This window comes from Planococcus sp. MB-3u-03, from assembly GCF_002833405.1.
GTDB lineage: Bacteria > Bacillota > Bacilli > Bacillales_A > Planococcaceae > Planococcus.
In genome coordinates this window covers 2,405,116-2,421,813 of the sequence record NZ_CP025135.1, presented here as the reverse complement: position 1 = coordinate 2,421,813, position 16,698 = coordinate 2,405,116, and the positions used below count along the sequence as shown (strand labels likewise).

Below are 16,698 nucleotides of genomic sequence, written 5' to 3'. Positions count from 1 at the left end.
AGATTCGCGTCGCAGTGGGATTCTGGTGTTTGAGTGTCCCTGTGCGCGACACAATTCAATCGTCAAAAAGCCGTGAACTCATTGGAGTTCACGGCTTTTTTGCAATTAATCTCATGTATTCAACAGCTCTTCGTAAAAGCGTATCGGATGTATTCTTTTGATTTCTCCTATTTCAGCAGGAAACCTCCGATGATTAGAAGTCAATATGAAGTTGCAGTTTTCCCTTAAGGCAGTTACCCACACATGAAAATCATCTTGATCGAATTTAGAAAGTGGTTCTGACATTTCCTGCTTTTCAGCAATAGTCTGTGCAGTGTCACGGTCACATCCGCTTAATTCTATCAAGACGTCACCTATAGGTAAATGCTCTCGAATAATCGTTTCCACGCTATATCGTCCTAATATGCTATTGACCGGCAGGCCCTCGTAGTACTCAAAGATGGGGTTTAGAAATGCTTGGAAAAATTCTTCAATCTCATCTGATGAATAAGCCACACGATTTTTTCCTTTACCTAACCCTTCAGCCGCACTGCGTACGAATTCGAATAAGCATACTTTAGAAAAAACAGGTTGAAAGAGATGTGGAAATCTAGCAGCTTGTAAAATTTTTCGGTTGATTCCATCGGTTCGCAATGCTCCGCACAATATGGTGGTATCAATGAATACTTTCGGGCGGACAGGCGAATCATAGATCGAATTCATCTACGTTCCCTGCTTCCTCGTTTTTGGTGTCAATCCGGTCGAAGAAAGCTTTTGCACGCTTATCTTGTTCATCTGTTGTAATGAAGTTTGCCTTTGGGATTCTCCAGTGGCCGCCATCTGTTTTAAATGCACCGGCAAATTTACCTTTCTCGCACATCCTTCTAATCGTTTGGTCGCTCAATCCGATTTTCTCAGCTGCTTCACTAGGGGAATAAAAAGAGTTTCCTGTTTTCTGATGACTGGCTGGGCGATTAACAAGAGATGCCCTTAGCGGGCTCTTTGCACTATTCGCCATAAGGGAAGCAATCAACTTTTTTTGAATAACTGCCGGATCTTTGTCGGTCATCTCACTTAGTTTTGAAAGATAATCAATCAACAGCTCGTAAGCCATTTCACGATTTTTATTCTTCAGTTGATGCTTTATTTTCCGTTCGATTTGATGCAACTCTATTACCGTTTGTGGATCGGTTATTTTTAATGCAAGACTGGAGATTGCGGGAGTTGTAAAACCCATTTGTCTCAAAGAACGTTCAACTGTAGTTTTTAGCACAGCTTCGGCTTGTTCAGTATTGATTGTGGACAATGTTTCCACGCTTGCCCAGAGGTTTTCCTGTTCTTGATCGATGGTAGATATCATTTTCTCCACCTCCTATGTGATATTAATTATACGTTCTAAAGTCAACAAAATCAACAAACTAGACAGGTGTTGTTTTCGTGTCCCTGTGTCAGGCACAATTCAGTCGTCAAAAAGGCCTTGAACTCAATCGAGTTCAAGGCCTTGTTTGCATTATAGGTTTTTCACGTAGTCTTCAACTTCCTGGGAAGTCGCGAGACCTAGGATGTGTTCGGTGTGCCCTTCCATGTCCGCTTTGGATAGGCGGCTCAGCTGAGAGCGGGCTTTTAGGATGGACGAGGCGCTCATCGAGAATTCGTCCAGGCCGAGGCCGAGGAGAATCGGGATGGCGATTTCGTCGCCGGCCATTTCGCCGCACATGCCGGTCCATTTGCCTTCTTTGTGGGACGCGTCGATGACGGTCTTCACGAGGCGCAGGATGGCTGGGTTGTACGGTTGGTACAGATACGACACGGATTCGTTCATCCGGTCGGCGGCCATCGTGTATTGGATCAAATCGTTGGTACCGATGGAGAAGAAGTCGACTTCTTTTGCAAAGGTGTCTGCCATGACGGCTGTCGACGGGATTTCCACCATGATGCCAACTTCGATTGAATCGCTTACTTCGACGCCTTCTGATTCGAGTTTTGCTTTTTCTTCCAATAGAAGAGCTTTCGCTTCGCGGAACTCATCGAGCGTCGCGATCATCGGGAACATGATCTTGAGGTTCCCGTGGACGCTTGCACGGAGTAGTGCGCGCAGCTGCGTGCGGAACATGTCCGGCATCTCGAGGCATAGACGGATCGCACGGAGGCCGAGGAACGGGTTAAGTTCTTTCGGCAATTTCAAGTACGACAATTCCTTGTCGCCGCCGATGTCGAGCGTACGCACGACGGTCGGTTTGCCTTCCATGCCTTTTAGGACAGCGGAATAGGCGTCGAATTGTTCTTGTTCGGTCGGGAAGTTGTCGCGGCCCATGTACAAGAATTCTGTCCGGTACAAGCCAATCGCTTCGCCGCCGTTTTCAAGGACGCCGGTAAGGTCTTTCGGTGTGCCGATGTTCGCGCCGAGTTCGACTGCAACGCCGTCTTTCGTGAGCGTCGCCTCGTTTTTCAGCTTGGCCCATTCGGCTTTTTGATCGGCAAACGCCGTTTGTTTTTCTTTGTACTCGGCAAGTGTCGCTTCATCGGGGTCAAGAAGGATTTCTCCTTCCAAGCCGTCGATGATGACGATCGTGCCGTTCTGGATAGAGCTCATCGCTGATTTCGCGCCGACGACCGCCGGGATTTCCAGTGTGCGTGCGAGAATCGCGGAGTGGGATGTGCGCCCGCCGATATCGGTGATGAAGCCTTTAATGTATTGCGGGTTTAATTGCACCGTATCGGATGGTGTCAAATCTTCTGCGATGATGACGACTTCGTCAGTGATCAGGCTTGGGTTTTGGATCTTGACGCCTAATAGATGGGCGAGCACACGTTTCGTGACGTCGCGCACATCGGCGGCGCGTTCTTTCATGTATTCATTGTCCATCGCTTCGAACATGTCGACGAACATTGTAGACGTTTCGTGAAGCGCGAATTCGGCGTTGACACTGTCGGTTTTGATCTTGTCGGTGATTGGCCCGATGAGTTCCGGGTCTTGCAAGACAAGCAAGTGAGCCCCGAAAATGTCCGCTTCTTTTTCGCTGATTTGTTCTGCGGTGCGTTTTTTGATTACTTCGAGTTCAGCGATGGATTCATCCACTGCTGAGCCGAAGCGTTCGATCTCCGCCTGTGGATCCGCCACGTTTTTCTTGTCGACTGTCAGATCCGGATGTTCCAGGCGGAAGGCCTTGGCGATAGCGATGCCGTTAGACGCTGCGATTCCGGAGAGGCGACTCATGCGTTCGAGATTCCTTGCTCTTGGAGTACGCGTTCGATTGTTTCCATCGCTTCCGCTTCGTCCGCACCGTCTGCTGCGATCTGGACTTGTGATCCAGAAGGAACGCCAAGTGACATAACGCCGAGGATCGATTTCAAGTTAACTTTTTTGTCCTTGAATTCCATCGTGATGTCCGATTGGAATTTTGATAACGAACCTACGAGTGCTGAAGCTGGACGTGCGTGCATGCCTGCCGGGTCTGTGATTGTGAATGTTTTTTCTACCATGAATAATTCCTCCTTAGGATGTTTGAGATGTAAGCGAATTCACCCCTCATTATGACAGTTTCTGCGCAAATTGCATAGCCGGGAGCCGTTCGGCGGTGGGATCAAAAACGACAATGTTGTCGCGGAGGCGGCGACATGTCCCTGTGTACGGCACAATTCGGGGCGTAGAAATCGCGTCGTGGCTGGGTTTTGGTAGTTGTTTGTCCCTGTGCGCGACACAATTCGCCGGGCGTTTGGGAGCTGTCCCTGTGCACCACACAATTTGGCGTGTGCGATTCGCGCCGCAGCAGGATTTCGCTCTTGGTTCGTCCCTGTGCACGACACAATTTGCGGCAACGACAGCCTTGTCCGGACAGTGGCGACAAAGTTGGTTTTTCATTACATTGAATGCGCTTACACAAAGGGCGTATAATCTGAATTAACAAACAAAGCACAAGGGCAAGAGCCCAAAAAAGGAGGATGAAAGGAATGGCACAAGAACGTTCGAGCGTTAAAGTGAAAGTCCAGAAGTTTGGTAACTTCCTCAGTTCGATGGTCATGCCGAACATCGGCGCGTTTATCGCCTGGGGGCTGATCACGGCATTATTTATTCCAACCGGCTTTTTCCCGAACGAGAATTTCGCGTCGCTCGTCGGGCCGATGATTACGTACTTGCTTCCGCTATTGATCGGTTATACGGGCGGTAAGCTTGTGCACGACCAGCGAGGCGGCGTCATTGGTGCGATCGCCACGATGGGGGTTATCGTCGGGGCACCGGATACGCCGATGTTCCTCGGCGCGATGATCATGGGGCCGCTTGCGGCTTGGGTCATCAAGCAGTTTGACCATTTGATCGAAGGCAAGATCCGCTCCGGTTTTGAGATGCTTGTCAATAACTTCTCATCCGGGATCATCGGTGGGGCGCTAGCGATCTTCGCTTACCTCGGCATCGGGCCGGCCGTCAGCGCGTTGACGCAAGTATTGGTCGCAGGCGTTGACTGGTTGCTTGAAACAGGCTTGCTTCCATTAACCAGTATTTTGATCGAACCGGGAAAAATTTTATTCCTCAACAACGCAATCAACCACGGCATCTTGACGCCGCTTGGGCTTGAACAAGTACAGCAAGCGGGCCGTTCGGTTCTGTTCTTGCTTGAAGCGAACCCGGGACCTGGTCTTGGCGTCTTGCTCGCGTTCATGTTCTTCGGAAAAGGCATCGCGAAGCAATCGGCACCAGGGGCCGTCATCATCCACTTCTTCGGCGGGATTCACGAGATTTACTTCCCATACGTGTTAATGAAACCGATGCTTCTCTTGTCCGTCATCCTCGGCGGCATGAGCGGCGTGTTCACACTGGTCTTGATGGGCGGAGGCTTGATGGCCCCTGCATCACCAGGTAGTATCTTCGCGATTGCCGCGGTCACACCGCCTGAAGGCATGGCGTATGTCGCAAACTTCACGGCGATCTTGGTCGCAGCGACTGTCTCGTTCTTAATTTCAGCGGTCATCTTGAAGCGCAGCAAAGACACAGCTTCAGATGAAGACGTCGAAGCTGCAACAAAACGCATGGAAGAAATGAAAAGCAAGAAGAGTTCGGTTGCGGGCGCACTTGGCGCTAGCGCTGGAGCTGCAGGAACGGCTTCTACAGCTGGAACGTTCCCGGACGATGTCCAAAATCGTCTTTGCGTGTGACGCAGGTATGGGGTCGAGCGCGATGGGCGCCTCGCTTCTCAGCAAGAAAGTAAAAGAAGCAGGCATGCACATCAAAGTCACCAATAGCGCGATTAGCTCAATTCCCGCCGATTCACAAATCATCATCACGCAGGATAAATTGACGCCGCGTGCGAAAGACAAACGCCCGGATGCGTATCACATCTCAGTCGATAACTTCCTGTCGAGCCCGGAATACGACCGCTTGATCGAGCGCATGAAACATGGCGTGACAGAAGAGCAAAGTGAACTGGTCGACGACAGCGAAGCGAACGCAGCGACTGGTGATGAAGGCGACGCTCCGCTACTCACGGAAGACAATATTTTCATCAATAAACGCTTCCGCAATAAAGAAGAAGCAATCCGCTTCGCAGGTGATGCGCTTGTGAAAGCAGGATACGTGGAACCATCGTATGTCGATGAAATGTTGAAGCGCGAAGAAATCACGACGACCTATATGGGCAATGATGTCGCGATCCCGCACGGCACCGAAGAAGCGAAAAAAGCGGTTATCAAATCCGGCTTCACGGTTGTCCAAGTGCCGGACGGGGTAGACTTTGACGGAGAGAAAGCGAAATTGATCTTCGCCATCGCTGGCAAAGACGGCACGCACCTGGAGATTTTGTCAGGCATCGCGGTCATCTGCGCCGAGCAGTCGAACGTCGACGAACTCGTCGCCGCCAAGTCCTCTAAAGAACTGCTCGACATCTTGAACAGCAAATAATCAGCACCACGAAAAGGCAGGGGAAATCCTGCCTTTTTGTGCTATTTCTTTGGTTTATTCAAAGTGAGCAAGATCAATAAGGAAACAGATATAGTAAATGTTAGTGGGGAAATCGCTCTAGGCGGACGCTTTAGGCCTGCAGGATGCGGGTCATGCAGCTGATGCGACAGGACGTCGCGCTTTCAGCTGCCCGCGGTTACAGCCGCTTCCAGTTTACTAATGAATCAGTTTAAAACGCTGCTGCTCCCACATCTGCAGTGCAGATGCGTCGCAAATGAACAAGCTCAAGTGCCTTTCGCTTATTCATTAGTCGCCGCCTTCCGCTCTTTCATCTCAGTGTGAAGAATAGTCAGAAGGACTAAACCCAGTTAGGTAAAAGAGGAAAACCAGTGTTTTTGCGGAATATGCGTAGTAGTGAGAAACTGTATATAGAATAGATAAGGAAATTGATAATCTTCCATAATTATCAGGAGTAAGTAGGTAATATAAAAATCTAGTGAATCTGCTAGTAATAATCCTTATTGAAATACCGTATGAACATAGATATGGAGCAAAACCACGGAGACTCCCGCGGGAAAGCGAGACAGCCGAGACCCCGCAAGGCGCGAAGCGACTGAGGAGGCTTGGCGCTCGCCCGCAGGAAAGCGTAGTGGTTTTGCGGAATATCTTCAGTAGTGAAATGCTAGTATTGAAAAACTTGTATATTCTTCATCAACGAAAGGTGACAAGGGAGTAGGTGAGTGGATGTTTGTCACGGTTAGGGAAAAGTCGATTATTGAGCTGGTGACGCGGATGTCGGCGAAGCATACGGTCAATTCCTTGGCGACGTATCTTGATGTCAGCGCGCGGACGATTCAGCGCGATTTGAAATCGGTGGATAAGCTATTGGAGGGGTTCGGTCTCACGATGAAGCGCAATGCGGCGGATGCGCTCTTTATTGATGGCAATAATGAAAAAATCTACCGCTTGATGCAAAAGCTTGCGGCATCGAGTGCGCCGGAAGCGACGCCGGAGGAGAAAAAGCTGCGCTTATTGGTCATCTTAATGGAAGAAGGCGCGTTTTTTAAAAAGCAGGTGCTGTCGAATCAGCTCGGCATCAGCACGACGACGCTGACTTCGTATTTGGATGAGCTCGGCAATTGGCTGCGCAAGTTCTCGGTCACTTTGTCCAGGCAGCGCGGCGTCGGTGTGGAAGTGGATGGTGCGGAAGCGCATAAACGCCATGCGCTGGCGGCGTATTTCCTCATTCATTTTTACGAGGAGCTCATTGAAAGCCTGTATTATTTGCAGCAAGGAAAAACCCAGGACGACAAAGTGCTCGGCTATTTCAATCCGGACTATCTCTCGGCGGCGAATAAATTGGTCGGTGAACGCATCAGCGACGAGCAGATCCGCTTGGCCGACAGCGATTATACCGGCTTGGTCGTTCATCTCGCTTTGGCGCTGCAGCGCACCGAAAAGGGCTTTTTGTTGGACGCGCAACCGGCTGACAGCGAATCGAACGGTGAGTACCATGTGATCGAAGCGATTTGTGACGATTTGCATGAGCGGCTTGGCGTGGAGTTGACGGAGCGTGATGTCGAGTTTCTTGTGGTCGTCTTGAAGGGTTCGAAAATCCAAGCGTCCAATGTGCTGTATTACGATAGCGTGTTGCTCGGGAAACTCGTCAAGAATATGATTCGCGATGTGTCGGGACAGCTCGGCGTCGATTTGACGAAGGATTTTTCCTTGTACCAAGGCTTGCTCGCGCATATGGAGCCGCTCATTTTCCGGCTCAAGCAAAAGCTTGAATCGTTCAACCCGCTGACGGATGAGATCAAGAAGAAATACCCGATGCTGTTTCTCGCGGTCAAGCAGACTTTGGAGACGGAGTTTGACGACCTCGAGTTCTCGGCGGACGAAGTGGCGTTTATCGTGCTTCATTTCGGATCAGCTTTATTAATGAATGAAGAACGCGTGCAGATCGACGCGGTCGTCGTGTGCCCGACCGGCATCGGCACGTCGAAAATGCTCGCGAGCCGCATCCAAAAAGAGCTGCCGGAAATCGATACGGTGAAGATCTTGTCGATCCACGATTTCGAGGCGGCGAATTTCCAAGACTACGATCTCGTCATCTCGACGATCCGACTGCCGGTGACCGATGTGGATTATTTAATGGTGAGCCCGTTGTTGAACGAACAGGACATCAGCCATATCGAGAATTACTTGCAGCACAATATCCAAAAAGTGACCCGCAATAAGCAGTATTTGCCGGCGGAGGCTTTGAGTGAAGCGGGCAGGACACACCGGCCAAATCTCCGGCGCTTGTTGCTCGACATCAAGCAAGTACAGACCGGCATGGAAGCGATACTCGAGCATTTTGGGGTCGTGAACATGCGCGGCACCGATTATTGGCGGGTGCTCGAAGCTGTGCTGGACGGGATGGAGTCAGACGGTTTGCTAGATGCGGCGAGCACCTTGCGGCAATTAAAAGACCGCGAGACAAAAGGCGGCCTCGGGATTCCGGGGACCAACATGGCGCTGTTTCATTGCCGAGACGAGTCGGTCGGGCAGTTGCTGTTCCAAGTGGTGCATTTGGATACGCCGAGTACGGTTAAAGGGATGGACGGCCGCGACGTGCAGATGACGAATTTATTGTTGATGCTGACGCCGGTGGAATTAAGTGAGCGCGAACAGGAAATCATGAGCTTGATTAGTTCGAGCCTCATTGAAAGCGAAGCCGCGATGATGATTTTCTCGTCGTCGAATGAAGGCGTCATCCGCGGCAAGTTGGAACAGTTGTTTTATGAATACCTACAAAATAATTTGATGAAGGAATGATGCGAGATGAAACAAGCGATCCATTTTGGAGCAGGAAATATCGGCAGAGGGTTTATCGGGGCGTTGTTCTCGGAATCCGGCTATCACGTGAGTTTCGTCGATGTGGCGGAACAAGTCATCGACGGGTTGAATGAACAAGGCCAGTACCGCGTGAATATGGCGCAGGAGACGGAAGAGAGCGTCTTGGTGGAGAATGTGTCGGGCATCAATAATATGAAAGACGAAGAAGCGGTCATCGCGAAGATCCAGCAAGCGACGTATTTGACGACGGCGATCGGGCCGAACATTTTGCCGCGCATTGCGCCATTAATCGCAAAAGGGATTGAAGCGCGCGTGAAAGGCAGTTTGGCGTCTGGACCGGATTTGGTGCCGGCGTCTGATTTGGATGTGGCGACGGACATGAGCGCGGGTTCGGAAAAATTATACATCATTGCCTGTGAAAACCAGATCGGCGCGACCGATATTTTGAAAGGACATATCTTAAGCCATTTGAGCGACGAAGCGAAAGCGGATCTCGCCGGCAAAGTGTATTTCTTTAATTCAGCGGTCGACCGCATCGTACCGATCCAGGAAGGCCATTCACTTGATGTATTGGTCGAGCCTTATTACGAATGGGTCGTCGAGACGACAGAAGACATTCCTCACGTGTCCGGCATGACGATTGTCGACGACTTGGCGCCGTTCATTGAGCGCAAGCTGTTTACGGTCAATACGGGGCACGCGGTCATCGCGTATTACGGGTATCTCGCCAGCAAAACGACGATCGATGAAACCTTGGCCGATCCGGAAATCGAACGCGAAGTGCGGGAAACCTTGAAAGAGACGGGCGCGTACCTCGTGAAGCAGTACGGCTTGGACGAACAGGAGCATCTCGCATATATCGATAAAAACATCGAACGCTTCAAAAACGCCTATTTGAACGACGGTGTCACGCGCGTCGGCCGCGCGCCGATCCGTAAGCTCGGGCCGGAAGATCGCCTCGTGCGCCCGGCTGTGCAAGCGCAAAAAGCGGGATTGTCGTATTCACATCTCGCCAAAGCGATCGCGGCGGCGCTGCTGTTCGATTATGCAGAAGACGAAGAAGCGGTGAAAATCCAAGAGATGATCGCACAAGGCGGGCCGGAGCGCGTATTGACAGAAGTCAGCGGGCTCGAAGCCGATAGCGAACTGGCGAAAGAAGTCGTGCGCCAGTATGGGGCATTGAAAAAGTAGCCGTTGTCCCTGTGCACCACACAATTCAAACCGCATCCCAGTGAACGAAACGCCGCCGGGATGCGGTTTTTGTGTTGCCGGTTGTGGTTTGCGTCCCTGTGCAAGACACAATTTCGGCGGGGAGTATTCTTGCTTGTCCCTGTGCATCACACAATTTACCGGCCAGGAATCCCGTCGGGGCGGCATTTGACTGTCTGTTTGTCCCTGTGCGCCACACAATTCTACGCATGACGGTATACTTTTTGTCTGTATGTGAGATTAAAGTGCGTACTTCCCAAGATGTATGCGGAGACGTACACTTGGAAAGCATCAAAATACGCATACGAGGAGATACACATAGATGAAATTACAACTAGCATTGGATTTAGTAAACATTCCGCAAGCGATCGAATTGATCAAAGAAGTCGAAGGGTCGATCGATATCGTGGAACTGGGCACGCCGGTCATCAATAAAGAGGGATTGAAAGCGGTGCGCGAAGTGAAAGCAGCGTTCCCACACCTCGAAGTCTTGGCGGACGTGAAAATCATGGACGCGGCGGCTTATGAAGTCGGCAATGCCGCAGCTGCCGGAGCGGATATCGTGACGATTCTCGCGCAGGCGGAAGATTCGTCGATCAAAGGCGCAGTCGAAGAAGCGAAGAAACTCGGCAAGAAAATCCTGGTCGACATGATCGCCGTGAAAGATATCGAAACACGTGCCGCTGAACTGGACGTGCTGGGGGCGGATTATATTTGCGTCCATACGGGCTATGATTTACAGGCAGAAGGCAAGGATTCATTCGCAGACTTGCGCACCATCAAAAGCGTCGTGAAAAATGCGAAAACGGCGATTGCTGGCGGCATCAAGCTGGAAACTTTGCCGGAAGTCATTAGAGCGCAGCCGGATTTGATCATTGTCGGGGGCGGCATCACGTCTAAAGACGACAAAAAATCCGAAGCGGCGAAAATCAAGGCGCTGATGAACGAAAGCGTGACGGTTTAAGGTGAACGCTTCTGGATTCATGAAGGAAATTTCAGCCGAATTGTCGCATACACTTGGGCAAGTGAGCGACGCGGAAGCTTCCCGGTTGGTCACTGCGATGGGGCAAGCCGACAAGATTTTCGTCGCAGGGGGCGGCCGCTCGGGATTCATGGCAAAAGCGTTTGTGATGCGCATGGTGCACATGGGCTTGAACGCCTATGTCGTCGGCGAAACGGTGACACCGAGTTTGCAGGAAAATGATTTGTTCATCGTCGGATCGGGTTCCGGGGAAACGGGCAGTTTGCTTGCGATGACCGAGAAAGCCAAAACGATTGGCGCAACTGTCGCAGCGGTGACGACCAATCCCGAGTCATCGATCGGCAAGCTTGCCGATCTTCACATCACCATTCCGGCGCAAGCGAAAGCGGAAGGCGCGAGCGGCAAATCTATCCAACCGATGGGTTCCTTGTTCGAGCAATCGCTATTGGTGGTATATGACGCGCTCGTCTTGACGTATATGGAACAGCAAGGCATTACTGCCGATGCGATGTTCGGCACACACGCCAATTTGGAATAAACACAGAATAAGCTTGAGACTGGATAGTAATCAGTCTCAAGCTTATTTTTCATGCCAAGCGTACCTATTGGACAACTCGCTCACAGAGGTGCAAAATTGGTGGAATAGAGGACAGTGCGAAAGGATGGATCCGATGAAAATACATGACGTGACGGGTGCTATTTTTGAAGGCATGGCCGTCTATAAGGACGCGGCGGAAAAACAGCCGAAGTTCAACCAAGAGACCGATGGCTATGTGACAGAAACGCGCTTGGAGTTGGATGTTCATACCGGGACGCATATCGACGCGCCACTGCACATGCTGCCGGGCGGCGAGACCTTTGAATCGATTCCGCTGGAGCGTTTGGTCGGTGAGTGCAAAGTGGTCGATTTGACCAAGGTGACAGGCGGGATTTCACGCGCGGATTTGGAAGGCTTTGAACTCGATAAAGGTGATTTCGTGCTGCTGAAAACGCAAAATTCGTTTGATGACTATTTTAATTTCGACTTTGTGTATTTGGCGCAGGACGGAGCGGATTATTTAGCTGAAATCGGCGTCCGCGGCATTGGCACCGATGCGCTTGGCATTGAGAGAAGCCAGGAAGGCCATCCGACACATAAAACTTTATTCAACAACAACATCATTATCATAGAAGGTTTGCGGTTGAGGGATGTCGTACAAGGCGGCTATTATATGGTCGCGGCGCCGCTGAAACTGATCGGTACCGATGCCTCAACCGCAAGAGTCTTATTATTTGAAGGAGCGAGCTTATGTATAAAATGATTGCGATTGATTTAGATGGAACATTGCTGAACGATGACTTGGCCGTGACAGCCGATACGATGGCAGCGATCCGGGAATCGATGGAACACGGTGTCGTCGTGACGATTGCGACGGGACGAATGTATCCGTCCGCACAGCGCATTGCTTTGGAGTTGGGCCTCGATGCCCCGATGATCACATACCAAGGGGCGATGATCAAATCGGCGACGAGCGGAGAAGTGCTGCGTGAGCGTGTCGTGCCGTTTGAAATCGCGCAAAAATGCATCCACCTGGCAGCGCAGAAACAAATGCACATCCAAGTGTATCAAGATGATGTGCTTTACAGCGCTGTGGATAACGAGCAGGTAAAGGCTTATTCCAAAGAGGTCGGCGTGGGGTATAAGGTCGAACCGGATCTCCTCGGACTCGCGAAGAATGGCTTTATGAAATTGCTGTTTATCGACGAACCGGAGGCACTTGCGCCGGTACAGGAGGAATTGCAGGCGGTGCTCGGCGACGAGGCGTGCATCGAGAAATCCAAACTGCGCTACCTCGAAGTGACGCATCCGGAAGCGAATAAAGGCAGTGCCTTGAGCTTCTTGGCTGATGAACTCGGCATCGACCGCTCACAAGTGATCGGCATCGGGGACAACCATAACGATACCGAACTGGTCAAAGCGGCAGGATTTGGCATCGCCATGGGCAACGCCGTCGACGAATTAAAAGAGCTCGCGGATTACACGAGCCTATCGAACAACGAAGAAGGCGTTTTGCATGTGCTCAATAAATTCATTTTGGAACCACGCGCAGCAGTGGTTGATTCAGCGCAGTGAGCGGTAGATTCCGTTAGATGAAATATCATGAAATGCGATAAAGATGGAGGGGAAGCGAATGCCCAATTTGGGAGAAAAGACATTTAATTGCGAAAAAGAATTGACCCTTTCCATCATCGGCGGAAAGTGGAAGATGCTCGTATTGTGGCATTTAGGGAAATCCGGAACGAAGCGCTTCGGCGAGTTGAAAAAACTCATGCCGGGCATCACGCAACGTATGCTGGTCAACCAGCTGCGTGAACTGGAAGATCACTTGATCGTCCACCGCGAAGTGTATCCGGTCGTGCCGCCGAAAGTGGAGTATTCGCTGACGGAACAAGGCGAGAGCTTGATGCCGATCCTGGACTCGATGTACGACTGGGGCAAAGGGTATATGGAGCGGAATTTGTAGTTTGCGTCCCTGTGCATCACACAATTTAAACCGTATCTCCATTGCCGAAAAGGCCGGGGGATGCGGTTTTTTGATTCGCGGAGTGTTTTGGCGTCCCTGTGCGCGACACAATTTGCATAGGAATCATTTACAGTTCAAAAAGTGAATTACTATTAATTGGAAAATAATGATGTTACAATAAGCAGGAATTTATCAGCCACGGAGAACCGATTGGAAGGGGTCAACAATTTGAATACATCTAAGAAATTCGGAATTACTGTGCTTACGGGGGCGGCGGTGTTTCATGCCGCGGGATTAGCATCAGCGGATGAAGCCGAGCAGACAGACCGCGTCATCGTCACACTCGAAGCAGGGACCAGCAGCCAGGCGCTGACAGGCGAGACCGTCGATGCCTTGAACATCAATACGGCCAATGAAGTCGTGACGGTCGAGGTGCCGAAAGGGCAAAGCGTGGAGGATTACATAGAACAACTCGGCATGGCGCCGGGTGTGGCGAATGTCGAGGCCGACCATTTGCTCCAAACGACGGCGGCGCCAAACGATCCGTATTATTCATTCCAGTATCATCACGAAATGATCGGGTCGGAACGCGCCTGGGCGAGAACAATGGGCACGACGGATGTGTTGGTCGCCGTGCTTGACAACGGTTTTGACTTGGACCATCCAGATTTGAACGGACAAATCGTCAGCTCCTATGCGACTGCGACGAGCATGAGCGAAGACGATCACGGGACGCATGTCGCGGGCATCATCGGCGCAGCGCATAATAACCGGACTTACGGCGCTGGGGTAGCACCGGACGCCGGATTGCTGGCGATTGATGTGTTCGAAGGCGAACGGGCTTATTCGTCCGACGTCATCGAAGGCATTTATTACGCGGCGGATGCCGGGGCGGATGTTATCAATATGAGCCTCGGCAATTATTTCTACAATGAATCCTACCAGACGGCGATTGATTATGCGCATGAACGCGGCGTGTTGGTGATCGCGTCTTCCGGAAATGATTATACGGACAATACGCATTATCCATCGGGTTACGAAAACGTCATGGCGGTTGGATCGACGGACCGCGCCGACCGCTTTTCAGGCTTCTCGAATTACGGGGCGGACCAGGATATCACAGCGCCCGGCACCGGCATTTGGTCGACAATCGCCGGAGGCAGCTTTTCTTCGATGAGCGGGACTTCGATGGCGAGCCCAGTCGTCGCAGGGATTGCGGCGCTCGTGAAAGCGAACGAGCCTGATTTGTCGAATGAAGAAATCGCACAGCGCCTGTATGACACGTCGGTCGATCTCGGCGCAGCCGGGAAAGATCCATACTTCGGCCACGGGCGGATCGATGCGGAAGCGGCGTTGATGATTTTTGATATCGAGCAACCGGCCGTCAGCGATGTCTACGATAGCTCGGTGGAAATTACCGGCACTTTGAATCAAGCTGTGGAAGACGCCGTGATTACCGTGGACAATGAAGACGGGGAAATCGCGCGTCAAGAAGACTATACGGGAGCGGGCAAGTTCAGCTTGGCTATTCCGAAGCAAGCAGCCGGCCGCGTGCTGACATTGACGGTTCGCGATCGCTATGGCAATCAAAGCGAAGCACTGGAAATCGTCGTGAAAGAAACACAGCCTGAGGAACTGCCAGGGCGTATTTCCGGAATCGACCGCTACCAGACAGCGATTGCGATTTCACAAACTGGCTGGGAGTCGGCTGATACAGTAGTCATCGCCACTGCCGGCAATTTCCCGGATGCACTAGCCGGCGGGCCGCTCGCTTATCTGGAAGACGCGCCGATTTTATTGACGCGCTCAGGCGAACTTCATTCCGAAACGGCCTTGGAAATTGAACGGCTTGGAGCAGAGAAAGCGATCATCCTAGGGGGCAGCGGAGCCGTGTCGGACGCGGTTGAAGCCGAACTGAAAACGATGAATCTTGCGACCGAACGCATCGGCGGCGAGACACGCTACGAGACGGCGACTTTGATTGCAGAGAAAATGGGCTCACGGCGTGCAGTCGTCGCGAACGGCTTGAACTTCCCGGACGTCTTGTCGGTGTCGCCGTATGCCGCGAAAAATGGGATCCCGATCCTGTTGACGCGCAGCGACGCTTTGCCGAAAGAAACGGCGTCCGCACTTGAACGCTATACATCGAGCTTGGTCATCGGCGGCACTGGCGTCGTCAGTGAAGACGTCTTCGGGCACTTGCCGAATCCCGAACGCTTCGGTGGCAAAACCCGCTACGACACGGGATTGGAAGTGGCAACGCGGCTTCCGCTTGGCGATAGCCGCGCCTTTATCGCTACCGGGCTCAACTTCCCGGATGCACTGACGGGCTCTGTGTTGGCCGCGAAAAACGATGCCCCGATTTTGCTCGTGCGCCCGGATAATATTCCATCCGCGACCGAACAGCAACTGCCGACATACCGTGGTTTCTCGATCTTCGGGGGAACGGGCGTGGTATCGGAAGATGTGAAAGGGATGCTGCGGTAGTTTTGTCCCTGTGCACCACACAATTCTAGCTGGCAAAATGCTGGTTTAGCGGGATTTCAGTATGAGATTGTCCCTGTGCATGACACAATTCGATAGAAAAAAGAAGCATCCATCCGTGAAAACGGGTGGATGCTTTTTTAAATTGTGTGGTGCACAGGGGCGCGACCGACAAGAATGTCCGACGAACCCTTACGGCGCCTGAGATTCTCAGAAAGGACAGCACTGAAATTGTGTGGTGCACAGGGACAGCGAAAAAGAAAACCGAAACTGATGGGTTGACTCGAAACGATTACAGTTGTAAACTATGGTTAATCGATTACAAGTGTAAACGAAAAGGAGGGATGCAAAATGGCGATTGAAGAGAAAGTGGAGATGACGGCGTCGGAGCGGGAGATCATGCGCGTGGTTTGGACGCTTGGCGAGGCGACGAGTAAAGATATCGTCGATGTGCTGGAGGCGAAAAAGGAGTGGAAGCCCGCGACGGCCAAGACGTTTATCGGCCGCCTGGTGAAGAAGGGCTTTTTGCTCGCGGAACCGGAAGGCAATAAATACATTTATTCGGCTGCGATCAGTGAAGAGGATAGCGTGAAAACGGCAGCGCATCGGCTGTTCGATCAGATCTGCCATAAGCAGGCGGGCAAGACGATTGCCGATATGCTGGCGGAGGCACCTTTGAGCCATCAGGATGTTGAATTGATTCAGCAAGTACTCGACGAGAAAAAGAAACACGCGGTCGATGAAGTGGCATGCAATTGTGTGCCGGGCCAGTGCAAGTGCAGCACACATTGATCATAAAATAAAGA

13 protein-coding genes and 1 pseudogene are annotated in these 16,698 nt (G+C 51.5%); 10 read left to right on the top strand and 4 right to left on the bottom strand.

What is annotated here, in order from left to right; translation table 11 throughout:
• Positions 1–111: 111 nt before the first annotated feature.
• The 4 genes from CW734_RS13420 to CW734_RS13405 all read right to left on the bottom strand — a co-directional run bounded on the left by CW734_RS13420 (position 112) and on the right by CW734_RS13405 (position 3,462).
• Entirely contained in the window at positions 112–702 is a 591-nt protein-coding gene (locus tag CW734_RS13420; protein WP_101191001.1) for a PIN domain-containing protein, read from the bottom strand.
• A complete protein-coding gene (locus CW734_RS13415; RefSeq protein ID WP_101190999.1) occupies positions 686–1,339 on the bottom strand; it encodes a helix-turn-helix domain-containing protein in 654 nt (217 codons plus the stop codon). The genes CW734_RS13420 and CW734_RS13415 overlap by 17 nt, the downstream gene beginning before the upstream one ends.
• A gap of 150 nt (positions 1,340–1,489) precedes the next feature.
• The gene (ptsP, locus tag CW734_RS13410) at positions 1,490–3,196 is read right to left on the bottom strand and encodes a phosphoenolpyruvate--protein phosphotransferase (protein ID WP_101190997.1); all 1,707 of its coding nucleotides are present in this window, start codon (positions 3,194–3,196) and stop codon (positions 1,490–1,492) included.
• Positions 3,193–3,462: a phosphocarrier protein HPr gene (locus tag CW734_RS13405; RefSeq protein WP_101190995.1), complete on the bottom strand. Its 270-nt coding sequence runs from the start codon at positions 3,460–3,462 to the stop codon at positions 3,193–3,195. The genes ptsP and CW734_RS13405 overlap by 4 nt, the downstream gene beginning before the upstream one ends.
• 468 nt (positions 3,463–3,930) lie before the next feature.
• Between CW734_RS13405 and CW734_RS13400 the strand changes: the two are divergent.
• From CW734_RS13400 to CW734_RS13355, 10 genes and pseudogenes are all read left to right on the top strand, one after another.
• Positions 3,931–5,872: pseudogene (locus CW734_RS13400) on the top strand (PTS mannitol transporter subunit IICBA).
• A gap of 744 nt (positions 5,873–6,616) precedes the next feature.
• Positions 6,617–8,692, top strand: coding sequence for a BglG family transcription antiterminator (locus CW734_RS13395; RefSeq protein ID WP_101190993.1), 2,076 nt, complete (start codon positions 6,617–6,619; stop codon positions 8,690–8,692).
• Between the two features lie 6 nt (positions 8,693–8,698).
• Positions 8,699–9,904 carry a mannitol-1-phosphate 5-dehydrogenase gene (locus CW734_RS13390; protein WP_101190991.1) on the top strand — a complete coding sequence of 402 codons (1,206 nt, stop codon included), beginning with the start codon at positions 8,699–8,701 and terminating at the stop codon, positions 9,902–9,904.
• Between the two features lie 340 nt (positions 9,905–10,244).
• The gene (hxlA, locus tag CW734_RS13385; protein ID WP_101190989.1) at positions 10,245–10,886 is read left to right on the top strand and encodes a 3-hexulose-6-phosphate synthase; all 642 of its coding nucleotides are present in this window, start codon (positions 10,245–10,247) and stop codon (positions 10,884–10,886) included.
• 19 nt (positions 10,887–10,905) lie between these two features.
• Positions 10,906–11,442: a 6-phospho-3-hexuloisomerase gene (hxlB, locus tag CW734_RS13380; RefSeq protein ID WP_101190987.1), complete on the top strand. Its 537-nt coding sequence runs from the start codon at positions 10,906–10,908 to the stop codon at positions 11,440–11,442.
• A 133-nt stretch (positions 11,443–11,575) separates the two neighbouring features.
• Positions 11,576–12,205: a cyclase family protein gene (locus tag CW734_RS13375; RefSeq protein ID WP_101192198.1), complete on the top strand. Its 630-nt coding sequence runs from the start codon at positions 11,576–11,578 to the stop codon at positions 12,203–12,205.
• Positions 12,193–13,017, top strand: a complete 825-nt coding sequence (locus CW734_RS13370; protein ID WP_101190985.1) for a Cof-type HAD-IIB family hydrolase — start codon at positions 12,193–12,195, stop codon at positions 13,015–13,017. The genes CW734_RS13375 and CW734_RS13370 overlap by 13 nt, the downstream gene beginning before the upstream one ends.
• A gap of 58 nt (positions 13,018–13,075) precedes the next feature.
• Positions 13,076–13,408, top strand: a complete 333-nt coding sequence (locus tag CW734_RS13365; RefSeq protein ID WP_101190983.1) for a winged helix-turn-helix transcriptional regulator — start codon at positions 13,076–13,078, stop codon at positions 13,406–13,408.
• A gap of 228 nt (positions 13,409–13,636) precedes the next feature.
• The gene (locus CW734_RS13360) at positions 13,637–15,895 is read left to right on the top strand and encodes a cell wall-binding repeat-containing protein (RefSeq protein WP_145990606.1); all 2,259 of its coding nucleotides are present in this window, start codon (positions 13,637–13,639) and stop codon (positions 15,893–15,895) included.
• A 348-nt stretch (positions 15,896–16,243) separates the two neighbouring features.
• Positions 16,244–16,684, top strand: a complete 441-nt coding sequence (locus CW734_RS13355) for a CopY/TcrY family copper transport repressor (protein ID WP_101190979.1) — start codon at positions 16,244–16,246, stop codon at positions 16,682–16,684.
• The last annotated feature ends 14 nt before the right edge of the window (positions 16,685–16,698 follow it).

Excerpts from the sequence above, each read along its gene's own strand:
- CW734_RS13420 (WP_101191001.1), bottom strand. The coding sequence starts at position 702 with ATGAATTCGATCTATGATTCGCCTGTCCGCCCGAAAGTATTCATTGAT.
- CW734_RS13415 (WP_101190999.1), bottom strand. The coding sequence starts at position 1,339 with ATGATATCTACCATCGATCAAGAACAGGAAAACCTCTGGGCAAGCGTG.
- ptsP (WP_101190997.1), bottom strand. The coding sequence starts at position 3,196 with ATGAGTCGCCTCTCCGGAATCGCAGCGTCTAACGGCATCGCTATCGCC.
- CW734_RS13405 (WP_101190995.1), bottom strand. The coding sequence starts at position 3,462 with ATGGTAGAAAAAACATTCACAATCACAGACCCGGCAGGCATGCACGCA.
- CW734_RS13395 (WP_101190993.1), top strand. The coding sequence starts at position 6,617 with ATGTTTGTCACGGTTAGGGAAAAGTCGATTATTGAGCTGGTGACGCGG.
- CW734_RS13390 (WP_101190991.1), top strand. The coding sequence starts at position 8,699 with ATGAAACAAGCGATCCATTTTGGAGCAGGAAATATCGGCAGAGGGTTT.
- hxlA (WP_101190989.1), top strand. The coding sequence starts at position 10,245 with ATGAAATTACAACTAGCATTGGATTTAGTAAACATTCCGCAAGCGATC.
- hxlB (WP_101190987.1), top strand. The coding sequence starts at position 10,906 with ATGAAGGAAATTTCAGCCGAATTGTCGCATACACTTGGGCAAGTGAGC.
- CW734_RS13375 (WP_101192198.1), top strand. The coding sequence starts at position 11,576 with ATGAAAATACATGACGTGACGGGTGCTATTTTTGAAGGCATGGCCGTC.
- CW734_RS13370 (WP_101190985.1), top strand. The coding sequence starts at position 12,193 with ATGTATAAAATGATTGCGATTGATTTAGATGGAACATTGCTGAACGAT.
- CW734_RS13365 (WP_101190983.1), top strand. The coding sequence starts at position 13,076 with ATGCCCAATTTGGGAGAAAAGACATTTAATTGCGAAAAAGAATTGACC.
- CW734_RS13355 (WP_101190979.1), top strand. The coding sequence starts at position 16,244 with ATGGCGATTGAAGAGAAAGTGGAGATGACGGCGTCGGAGCGGGAGATC.